Here is a 10,629-nt window from a genome sequence, read left to right on the forward strand (position 1 = left end):
TATTAAAAACAAAATTCTTTTATTTCTTTTTCATTACAAATATATTATATCACGTAACACTAAAGAAATATATAGATAAATTGTGTACGTTTCATCGATAACTAGCTTTAAAATGGGTAAAAATGTCTCTTTTTTAAAATTTTCAATTAGAAAAACCCCTCAAAATCGATAATGCTGATTTTGAGGAGCTTCTTTTAATAGTCCTATGAAATTTTTATTTTTTAACCAATCGATAAACAAATTTCTCGATTTCTACGATAGCAAACACTCCAAAGCCGGCAAGTAAAGAAATTCCGAGTTGCGCGAGATTTAGTGACGTTGTTTCCATGATAGTGTGGAAAACGGGAACGTAAATCACAATAGCTTGAAGGACAAGTAAAATGCCGAGTGAGCCCCAAAGGACATTATTTTTTAGAATGCCGCCGTCAATTGGGAATTTCATTAGTTCGCGGCAATTTATCATGTAGAAGGCTTGACCAAATACGATAGTTTGGAGCAAGGTCGTCTGTATCGTGGCCGTATCGACGCCTGTTCCACGCAAGTAGGCTTCCACGGCAAAACCTAGGACTGCGATTAAAACGGAGACATAGGCGACGCGGATAATTGCATAGCTGTCTAGGATATTTTCTTTCGGGTCACGAGGCTCCCTTTTCATAAGGTCATTCGCGTATGGTTCGAAGCCTAGCGCAAAGGAAAGTGTAATGGTTGTCACCATGTTAAGCCATAAAATTTGAACGGATGTGAGCGGCAGTGGCATGTTGGCAAGTAGGGAAACAACAACGAGCAAGCCTTGCGCAAAAGCAGTTGGCAGCGCGAAATAAATCGTCTTTTTGAGGTTGTCGTAAACCCGACGCCCTTCTTTCACAGCTCCAACAATGGTCGCGAAATTATCGTCAGCAAGCACCATATCAGACGCGTCCTTCGTAACTTGCGTGCCTTTAATCCCCATCGCAATCCCGATATCTGCTTTTTTCAGCGCCGGCGCATCATTTACTCCGTCACCGGTCATGCCAACAATGTGACCGTTTTCTTGAATCGCCGTCACGAGGCGAAGTTTATGCTCTGGCGTCGTTCGCGCAAACACATCATGGTCCTCCACAACTTTGCGCAGCTCCGCGTCAGAAAGCCCTTCAATTTCACTTCCAACTAAAGCATTGTTATAGTTTTCAATGCCGATTTCCTCAGCAATCGCAATCGCAGTATCTTTATGGTCGCCGGTAATCATTTTCACGCTAATTCCTGCTTCACGGCATACGCCAACTGCACGGATAGCTTCCTTCTTCGGCGGGTCAATAATACCGTATAATCCTGCAAAAATCATACCGTCTTGTAAGTCTTCGTGCGTCAGGTGTTCCTTCTCGCTTGAGACTTTCTTGTAGGCAGCCGCTAAAACACGTTGTCCTTTGCTAGCAAATTCGCTAATGCGACCATTCCAGTAGCCCAGATCAAGCGGCGTACTCGATTCGCCTTCCACTTGAAACTTCGCCAGATTTAAAATCACGTCTGGCGCGCCTTTCAAATAAATGTAGTTTTCACCTTCAATTGTAACAAGAACCGCCATATATTTATAAAGAGAATCAAACGGGATTTTGTAGAGCAAATGATTTTCCTGACTCAAATTAGCGCGATTTGCAAGCTCTAACAGCGCTCCTTCCGTCGGATTCCCAATCACTTCACGTTTTCCGTCATGATAGTCAATTTTCGTATCGTTACAATAAAGCGCAATCTCAACGAGCCGCCTAAACGCCAAGCTTTCATCACGCAGTTCAATCGGTTTTTCCGTATGGTCGCTCACTTCATCTTTTGTTATCACCGCAACGACGCTCATTTCATTTTTCGTCAGCGTCCCCGTTTTATCCGAACAAATGACGTTCATGCTACCAAGCGTTTCGACCGCAGGCATCTTTTTGATGATAGCCTTTTCTTTCGCCATACGCGTAACTCCGAGGGATAAAATAATTGAAAGAACAGCCGGCAAGCCCTCCGGCACCGCGGATACTGCTAGCGCGATTAGAGCCGACACTAGTTCATTCATGGAAAAATCATGATAGAAAATACTATAAAAAAGTAAAAATACAATCAGAGCCGATAAAATGTAGAAAACTTGCTTGTTAAGCTGTTTCATTTTTTTAATGAGCGGCGTTTCCGTATTTTCCATTTCCTTCAAATTACGACTGATTTTCCCGAGCTCCGTATTATCGCCCGTTTCCGTCACAATCCCTTTCCCAGAACCACTTCCAACAAGCGTGCCGGAAAACACCATGTTCAGACGGTCACCTAAATCCGCGTTGCGAGCGATAACATCACTATTTTTCGTGACCGGAGTTGATTCTCCCGTCAAAATCGCTTCTTCCACAACTAAATTGTACGCCTCAATAATACGTAAATCGGCTGGGATAATATCACCAGGGCCTAGCAAAACGACATCACCGGCAACTAAAGATTCAGCAGGAACGATTTCTTTTTGATTTTCCGAAAGAATAGTAGCTTCTTCACTCAACATATTCGTCAAACTATTTAGCGAGTTCGTCGCCTTCCGTTCCTGCGAGTAGCCGATAATCGCGTTAATAATCACGACGACGAAAATAATCACCATTTCAATGTACGAGCCAACGACGCCCTTCAAAACACCCGCGACAATCAGCACATAAATTAACAAATCATTGAAATGCTTCAAAAACTTTTTTAGTTCGCTGTCCTCTTTCCCTTTGCTTAAAATATTGGACCCATTTTCAGCGAGGCGCCTGCCGCGCTCCGAATTCGCAAGTCCCGCTTCATTTGCCCTCATTTTTTCAAAAATTTCACCAAGTGGCAATTTGTACCAATCCATTAAATTCCCTCCTCATAACCAGGCCACATTAACACCGTCATTTTAACTTGCCTCACCTTAAAATTCCCTAAAACAATGCGCACTAAACGCTGGTTCCGCCAATAAAAAAACTACCGAAATCGGTAGTTTTTAGGCTGTGTTAATTGGGGTTATTTTCTTCTGTGATGCGAGCGTAGGTTTTCAAGATAGCTTCTTTGTCAGAATATATTTGTGCATTTTCTATATTTGCTCTTTAAACCCATCACACCATATCCGGATTTTTAAACATCCGGCGCCATGTTTTTGTTAAGATGAAGAAGCAGACGGAAAAGGCGATGACGTCAGCAATTGGGAAGGCGTACCAGACGCCCATCAGCCCGAAAAATTGGGGCAAAATAAGCAGTAGTGGGACAAGGCAAATGATTTGGCGCATAAGAGAAATAACAAATGAAATGCGCGCTTGACCTAGCGCCTGATAGAGTCCACCGCACACAATTTGAAAGCCAATCGTTGGGGCGGCAAGAAGCATGAGCCGCAGGGCATTCGTTCCCTCCGAAATCATCTCTGGTTCACTTGAAAAAATGCGCACGAGTTCACTTGGGAAAAGTTCCACAATGCCCCACGCGATGAGCGATAACAACGTTGCAACAATCATGCCCAGTTTTACGGCGCGGATAACGCGGTCAAGTTGGCGCGATCCGTAGTTGAAGCCGACGATGGGTTGCATGCCTTGTGTGATACCGTTTATCGGCATGATGACGAAGCTCGCAATTCGGTTGGCGACACCATAAACCGCAATCGCCAGTGTTCCGCCGAAAAGTTGCAACATCCAGTTCACGGCGATGGTCACAACGCTCCCCGCGGACATCATGATGAAAGACGGGAAGCCAATTGCCATAATGCGCAGACTCAGTTTGCCGTCCAGACGGAATTTAAAACCGCTAAGAGATAACGTGCTTTTTCCGGATAAAAAGTAGATGAAGAGCCAAACCGCGCCTACGGCTTGGGCAATGACTGTTGCGAGCGCGGAACCGCGCACCCCCATGCCTAATCCCATAATGAAAACCGGATTTAAAATCATATTTAGCACCGCTGAAATAATCATCGTCAGCATCGCCGTTTTGGCATTTCCTTCCGAGCGAACAATGTTGTTCATCGCCATCGCGAACGTCTGAAAAGCCGCGCCTAGTAAAATGAGTGATAGAAAGTCCTTTGTCATGCCGTGGATTTCTGCCGGTGCACCGAAAATCGTAATTAGCGGGTCAATAAAAATAAAGGTAACAATGGCAATAAAAATACTCGACAAAATGACCAACCAAATGACTTGATGGAAAATTTGATTCGCCCGAACTTGTTCGCCCGCGCCTAGCGACCGCGAAATAATCGAGGCTCCCCCGATACCGAACATCGCCGCCATGGCCATTAAAATCATCTGCACTGGGAAGGCAATCGAAAGCGCCGCAACGCCGTCTGAGCCAACGCCATATGAAACAAAAATCGTATCAACAATGTTGTACATGCCCATCACAAACATGCCCACAAAAGCAGGAATCGAAAGGCGTGCCATCAGGGAGCCAATTCCCTCTACACCAAGCCGTTTACTTTGTTCTTTCATTCTTTAAACTCCCTTCCGCAAAACGCGTTGCATTGTCCGCCATCTGCACAAGGAGACGCAACACATCATCTTTTTCTTTTTTCGAGAAGCCTTGGGTTAAAATATCGCTCCACGTATCCGTCACTTCCGCAATCAAGTCTTTCATGCTGTGACCTTTTTCCGTCAAAAAAACACGTTGCATTCGCTTATCGCGGGCGTCACATTCGCGCCGAATCACACCTAGTTTCTCAAGCTGTTTAATGTGCCGCGTTACATTCGCCTTATCCGTCATAAACCGTTGCCGCAGTTGCTCTTGTGACATCCCGTCTTCCTGATATAGCGTCCATAAATAGCGGAGCTGCGAAACGCGTAGACCCGTTTCCTCCAGTTTCGCCTCTTTGTACGTGTGCTCAGCTCGGTGAATGATTGACATCGATTTCGTTACAATTTCGTGGTTTCCCCCCAATTGAAGCCGCTCCTTACATTCTGAAAATTAAATACCAGCCTAATTAGCGTATCAAAAATTAGTTGACTGGTCAACTAATTTTGCGGTTGACTTGTCGCACGCAATTTGTCACAATAAAATTAAAAACACGTGGGGGCAATCGCTTTGAACATCTACCAGTTAAAGGAAAAATTCCCAAGTTTACAAGTATCCAAAAAACCAATTTCAACTGATGAAACCGTCTTATCTTTCTTTGAAGAGCCTTATTATTTTACTATTGCCAAACATGAAGTGGCAGAAAATGATGCGGCCTTTTTAAATCTGCTTTTTGATGCACCCAAACCGGCTTTTAAGTCGGCGGAAAGTCAACTTTGGTATGACCTTTTATTCACCCAAAAAGCGGTGCCGCTAACCGAAAGTTCTTCGCGCTATCGCTTCGTTCAATTCCACATTCGGAAAGAAACTTACACAAAAAAAGAATTTTCCGAGTGGAAAAAAGCCTTACTTAGTTTTTTCAACAAAAAAGCAGAAATGATCGAACTTGGCACGTACGGTGTCATCGCTGAGAAAATTGAAGGCTCAATCTTAGGTGAGGACGAACTTGCGGCTGTTGCGACGACGCTGGAAGCCGATTTTTATTTCCCTGTACATTTTTTCGTCGGCCTGTTCCACAAAAAACATTTGTCCATGCGCGATGCCTTTAACGAAGAGCGCCGCCTATTCGATTTGCAAGACAAGGCGCTTGTCCAAACGGTTGAATCAGCTAGCTTGAAACATTTTGCGCGCCCACTTCTTTCGAGCACTCTTTCCGCAGAACTAAACGCTGCCTTTGAAAAAGACGACTCGCTGCTCCCATTGATTGCCACCCTATTTGAAAACCAAGGAAACATCAGCATGACGGCTAAAGCCCTTTTCATGCACCGCAACACGATTCAATATCGCATTGACAAATTCCACGAGCAAACCAATTTATCACTCCGCAAATCAGACGGCTTACTTTACGCGTATTTAAGCAGTTTAACCACGACAAAAGTTGCTGAAAAGTGAATGTGGGGATAAAAAAGAGAAACATTTCCTGTTTTAGGAGTTGTTTCTCTTTTTTAGTCATTGTGACAATTAAATCAATAACCCCTGCTTGCAACATATTTATACGAATCCATCAACTATTACATAAAACGTCTTTAAATTCTTCGATTTTCATAATCCTCCCATAATCATCATCCACATAAATATCATTCAAAAAATTCTTTTGTGAAAAAATTTCCTTTAGTAATGAGACTGAAGAATAGGTCAGTATAATAAAATGTGGGTGACTATAGGGAATATTTTTCTTCTCCTCCTCTTCATACTCTTCCAATAGATTTTCAACATAATCATAAAAAATATGTTCTTCTCCAAAGTCTACAACTATTCTATTTCTATCTACATCCGCCATTTTATTTTTCTTATCATATTTAATTGCCTTTACTACCTCAAGATTAAAGTTCTCATCGCCAATTAAAATAATCCATTGCATGTTTTTAACTCCTCTTAAAAACTACTTTTTTTACCAGGTTTAGACGTCCACATACTTTACACTCCCATAAATCATACAGAGTTCACAGATAAGCATGAGCTCGCATACAGGCAAAGTAAGGAAGAACTTTTAACTGCCTTAGATGACATTTTTGAGAATTAATGGGATGAGATTAATAAAGAGGACAGCTAATACAAGCTACCCTCTTTTATTTGTTCAAATTTTATTCACCATCCAGAATCTCTTTTTCAAGCTTATAAACATCTATTTTACCAGGTTTAAAAAAATATAGACGTCCACATACTTTACACTCCCATACCGGTGTGGAAAAAACTAATCCATCTACAAATTCTTCTACAGTTTTTAAATCTTTCTCTAGCAGCTCATAATATTTTTCATCTGGACAAATTCCATACGTTGTACACGTTGAGGAATCTTCATCATGCATCAAGTTACTACAACTACATCTAACTTTCATCTTCTTCGCTCCTTATTTTATAAACATAATTTTTTTCATGATGTCTTCTCCATACCTGCCAGTTAATCTCGCATTTATTTCTTTCATTTGTGCAGGTGTAAAATCAGCTTTAGAGATGTCGTAAATTATGTTTCCTGAATTATCTAACTGGTCTAATGCTTTTCCAACTTTTGTGACAAGAGTATTAATATTTTTCCCATTAAGCGTTTTTAGTTCGTGTGGTACCCCGTCCACTAAAAAGTCGTAAGTTTTCTGCACATTTGGTTGTTCAGGTATAAGTTTGACGTTCCTACCTTCATCCACCAATCCTTGTACCACTCTTTGTTCGTCTTTTGTAAGTGATTCAAAAGTTTTTAGAGAAGTATCAATCTTCCCTTTTGTTTTTGTAGCCCCACTACCTCCCTTGGAAATGGAGCAGATTAAATAACCATCGTTCCACTTTTTAGTTTAACATAACATGCTCTTTTTTATTTCTATAGGAGCAGCTTGTTCTACAGCACATTGAAAACTCCTTAACCATTGTTGTTTGGTAAGTTTTTGTCCATTAGCATTTATTTCAAAAGATTTAGGGATTGTAGTTCCTTCTCTTGGAAGTTGTGTGCTTTTAATATCATCCCAAATTATACCTGTTAGACCCACTAGCTTTCTAAGGTCTAAAAACCAAGTTATAAAAGTAGAAAAAGAAACGAAAAAACTGAATCGCTTCTTTTTCAATATTAAATTTCTGTACAACAGATAGAGTTATCTTTTGTTAGCTATTGGCAACTTGATTCGTGAGCGTATACTCTCTGTCATTCATTTAACTGGCAATCAAGTGATAGGGTTGCAAAAACTATATGTCTAAACTGCTCTTAACTTGTTTTAATAGCTCTATTAATTCACCTTCTCCTGAATTTTTTTCTATTTCAGTTTTTACATTCTCTTCTAAATAACTATAAAAATTTTTGAAGTCTAAATACGCTATTTGGTCTACTTCAACAGCTGGAGAGCCTAATTCAACTAAAACATGTTTATCATCTAGCGGTTTAGGTAGTTGAACCATATCATAGTCGTCTAAGTCATCCTTAAAAGAAACAAAAACTATTTCTTGCCCATATCCTTTTTTATTTGCAAAACATTCTAATGCTGTTTTCAAATAATTACCATTAATGAAGTTGAAATAGGTTGATACTATTCTATCAATATCAGTTTTATTGCCAACAATTTGATAACCTTCACTCATTTGTTTTCCTCCTAAATTATTATAGTTCAATTAATCAAGAATAGGGAAAAAAGTTTGCTATTTCACCAGCTTCATCCAAATCCCCTCTGAATTTCAAACCATTCGATGCTGTTCCTTCAACAAGTCTTCCATTAATTTCCCCATTTTGCATTGCTTCTTGTCCCCACTTATATATTTTCTCGTCACTAATTTTAGCAGAATCATAAATTGTTTTTGGATCCTTAATATTTTTATACGACACTGGCTCTATGACCTTGCCCGCCATATCTTTTCTAGGTATTTTATATTCAACTTCATAAATGCCATCAATAGTTGGGTGTGGTTTTTTGGAAACAATCAAGTCTTCGGGATTAAACCCTTGATTTTTTAATGCCTTATTGAAGTCATCCATATTATGACCTCCGACAATACCTTTTTTAGTATTGACCGCTTCTACTTTTGACATGGATATTCAGTTAGCTCAAGATAGGAATAAAAAACGAGAAACTTTTCCTGTGTTAGGATTTGTTTCTCGTTTTTTCATGGTTCATAACATTGTTCAATCTATTACAAACTAATTACCTCAATCTCTTCTTAAACAAATCACGTACTACAATCGATTGAATTCCAATTATTTATTGTATCTGTCACGGTTTCTTCCATTTTCTCCGTTAACTCCTTCTAATCCACTCTAAAACTTCTTTCTTCCTAATTTTTCAAGTTTATTAATTGCATATCCTCATCTTCAGCAGGTTCATAACCAAATAATATCGAGGTATAGTGAATATTCTGTTTAACTAAATCCAACTTTTCAGATAGAAGTCGTACTTTTTCATCACTTGTTTTTTCGTCAGTTCCCCAATCATCTTCTGAAAAATTCAATGTCAAATCCCCATAAACTTCATCAAAAGAAATAACAATAATAGATTTCTTTACAACAACACCTAAATCAAGTTCCTTAATCAAAATATTACAGGTTCCTTGATTTTTAAAATAATCACTAAAACTAGAAATATCTTGGTATTCTTTATCTTCTCCATTTATAAAAAAATGCGAGGACTCAATATTTTTTTTGTTAAAGGACATCCAATTGAAAATTCCCTCTATATCTGACACTCTAATATATCCAAAAATTAATTCTAAATCTTCCATTTTATAATACATCTCCTGTTATTGTTTTTTTCAATCTATAAAACCTTTGAATGAGCCATCCATATTTAACCTCACGCCACGTCCATCAAGTAATTGTTTTTCTAAAAATGAAATCCCTTTTTCCGTTTTGACAACTTTAAAATCTCCAGGAGCATTTAATATTTCCTCCAAATGCTTCATAGCATCTTTATTTATTTCTTCAGAATTCCCCTTTACTTTCCCCCAAATATCTGGATTTCTACCGGCATGTTTCTGTAATGCATGCCCAGCAACGGTTTCTCCACCTTTTTTAGGAGCTTCAGCCGTTTCTTTTACTTTAGTTTTTGAAGCCTTCTTAGCCCCACTACCACCCTTATACGTCTTACTCCCACGAGCTATCGCAGCGCCTAGGCCTACGCCTGATAATGCCGACATAATGCCGGATTCGGCTAGTTGGCCTTCCCAGTCCTCCACATACGCAGAAGCTTGTAAGATGCTCCCTGCCGCACCTGAATACACTTTTCCGTCCATGTAATACGTCTTATCTTGCCAGGCTTTCATGATTTTCTCGTTTAACTCTTCTAACGTTAGTATAGTATATTTATCCTCATCTTGGTAGTCAGCGGTTCGTTTTAAATACGCTTCGAGTTCGCTGTTCGGGACACGTACCCCGTCTTTCTCCAAAATCCACATCGCTTGTTCTTTTCCACTGGAATCTTTGTACGCCACCTTGAAGAGGAGGTACTCTTCCAACTGGGCGTCGAGTTTCGGATCAATCCCGCGTGCTTCATTCAGCGATTTCTGTAAACTTTTCATCGCTGGCGCAAAGGTTTTCGCGACACTGTACAGGCCGGTTTCTGCGTTGAATTGCACCTGATTTTGCAGCGCATCCACCGCTCGTTGCACGGCGCGGACAAGCTCGCTAAACGGGGCGAAAAAAGTCGTGTGGCTTTGTTCAAACGCGATGTATTTCTCCAGCACTTTTTCAGCCTCGATGGCTTCGTAAAGTCGCATCGAATACTGTAGGTGCTGACCTTGCCGCGTCGTACCCATGCCACCGCTCATCGACTGCGTAATGCGCTCTTTTTCCCGCTCTAATCGCCGCACGTCCTCCATGACGTCTTGTAGCCGCTCGGCATTGATGAACATATCTGGCGTGGCGTCCACTTGACTATAAAAATCTTGTATGTACTGCGCGAGGAGCTCATCGTCATCGCTTGTAGAATCGTTTCCACAAGCGGCACGTAACTTACTTCATAATACGCTTTCGACCGGTCGACGGCTTCTCCTGACACGCGGGATTCATTCGTATAGGCGATTACCGCTTGTTGAAAGTCCGTTAGCCACCTACTCGCCTCCGTATTGGACTTCTTCAGTTTTTCTAGAAGATCCTCCACTTCGGCAATCGCAATCCGACTCATGTGCGCCACCTCTTCTGTAGAGCTTGTTGGTCTT

Annotated in this window: 11 protein-coding genes and 1 pseudogene; 1 reads left to right on the top strand and 11 read right to left on the bottom strand. The window is 40.7% G+C overall.

The features are described 5' to 3' along the window. Nucleotides 1-214: 214 nt before the first annotated feature. From CFT42_RS08980 to CFT42_RS08990, 3 genes are all read right to left on the bottom strand, one after another. Nucleotides 215-2,830 (bottom strand): HAD-IC family P-type ATPase, encoded by a 2,616-nt coding sequence (locus CFT42_RS08980; RefSeq protein WP_088815962.1) that lies wholly within the window; start codon nucleotides 2,828-2,830, stop codon nucleotides 215-217. A gap of 241 nt (nucleotides 2,831-3,071) precedes the next feature. Continuing rightward, a complete protein-coding gene (locus CFT42_RS08985) occupies nucleotides 3,072-4,424 on the bottom strand; it encodes an MATE family efflux transporter (RefSeq protein WP_088815963.1) in 1,353 nt (450 codons plus the stop codon). After that, complete coding sequence (locus CFT42_RS08990; protein WP_179946391.1) at nucleotides 4,408-4,836, bottom strand: MarR family winged helix-turn-helix transcriptional regulator; 429 nt, start codon at nucleotides 4,834-4,836, stop codon at nucleotides 4,408-4,410. The genes CFT42_RS08985 and CFT42_RS08990 overlap by 17 nt, the downstream gene beginning before the upstream one ends. Nucleotides 4,837-5,013: 177 nt before the next feature. Here CFT42_RS08990 and CFT42_RS08995 point away from each other — a divergent pair, with 177 nt between their 5' ends. Beyond that, the gene (locus CFT42_RS08995) at nucleotides 5,014-5,895 is read left to right on the top strand and encodes a PucR family transcriptional regulator (protein ID WP_088810834.1); all 882 of its coding nucleotides are present in this window, start codon (nucleotides 5,014-5,016) and stop codon (nucleotides 5,893-5,895) included. Between the two features lie 112 nt (nucleotides 5,896-6,007). On the opposite strand, the gene CFT42_RS09000 is transcribed toward CFT42_RS08995, so the two are convergent. The 8 genes and pseudogenes from CFT42_RS09000 to CFT42_RS14975 form a co-directional block, all read right to left on the bottom strand. Then, on the bottom strand, nucleotides 6,008-6,364 hold the full coding sequence (locus tag CFT42_RS09000) for a hypothetical protein (protein WP_088815964.1): 357 nt from the start codon (nucleotides 6,362-6,364) through the stop codon (nucleotides 6,008-6,010). A 223-nt stretch (nucleotides 6,365-6,587) separates the two neighbouring features. Next, complete coding sequence (locus tag CFT42_RS09005) at nucleotides 6,588-6,842, bottom strand: hypothetical protein (RefSeq protein WP_088815965.1); 255 nt, start codon at nucleotides 6,840-6,842, stop codon at nucleotides 6,588-6,590. A gap of 12 nt (nucleotides 6,843-6,854) precedes the next feature. After that, entirely contained in the window at nucleotides 6,855-7,145 is a 291-nt protein-coding gene (locus CFT42_RS09010; RefSeq protein WP_244169955.1) for a CdiA C-terminal domain-containing protein, read from the bottom strand. Between the two features lie 144 nt (nucleotides 7,146-7,289). Further along, the gene (locus CFT42_RS14880) at nucleotides 7,290-7,556 is read right to left on the bottom strand and encodes a hypothetical protein (protein ID WP_088815967.1); all 267 of its coding nucleotides are present in this window, start codon (nucleotides 7,554-7,556) and stop codon (nucleotides 7,290-7,292) included. Between the two features lie 118 nt (nucleotides 7,557-7,674). Continuing rightward, nucleotides 7,675-8,064 carry a hypothetical protein gene (locus tag CFT42_RS09020; RefSeq protein WP_088815968.1) on the bottom strand — a complete coding sequence of 130 codons (390 nt, stop codon included), beginning with the start codon at nucleotides 8,062-8,064 and terminating at the stop codon, nucleotides 7,675-7,677. A 34-nt stretch (nucleotides 8,065-8,098) separates the two neighbouring features. Then, a complete protein-coding gene (locus tag CFT42_RS09025; protein WP_088815969.1) occupies nucleotides 8,099-8,509 on the bottom strand; it encodes a CdiA family toxin C-terminal domain-containing protein in 411 nt (136 codons plus the stop codon). Nucleotides 8,510-8,751: 242 nt separating this feature from the next. Beyond that, nucleotides 8,752-9,195 (bottom strand): hypothetical protein, encoded by a 444-nt coding sequence (locus tag CFT42_RS09030; protein WP_088815970.1) that lies wholly within the window; start codon nucleotides 9,193-9,195, stop codon nucleotides 8,752-8,754. Between the two features lie 30 nt (nucleotides 9,196-9,225). Continuing rightward, a pseudogene (locus CFT42_RS14975) lies at nucleotides 9,226-10,595 on the bottom strand (T7SS effector LXG polymorphic toxin). Nucleotides 10,596-10,629: the final 34 nt, after the last annotated feature.

This window comes from Listeria goaensis (genome assembly GCF_900186125.1).
Classification (GTDB): domain Bacteria; phylum Bacillota; class Bacilli; order Lactobacillales; family Listeriaceae; genus Listeria; species Listeria goaensis.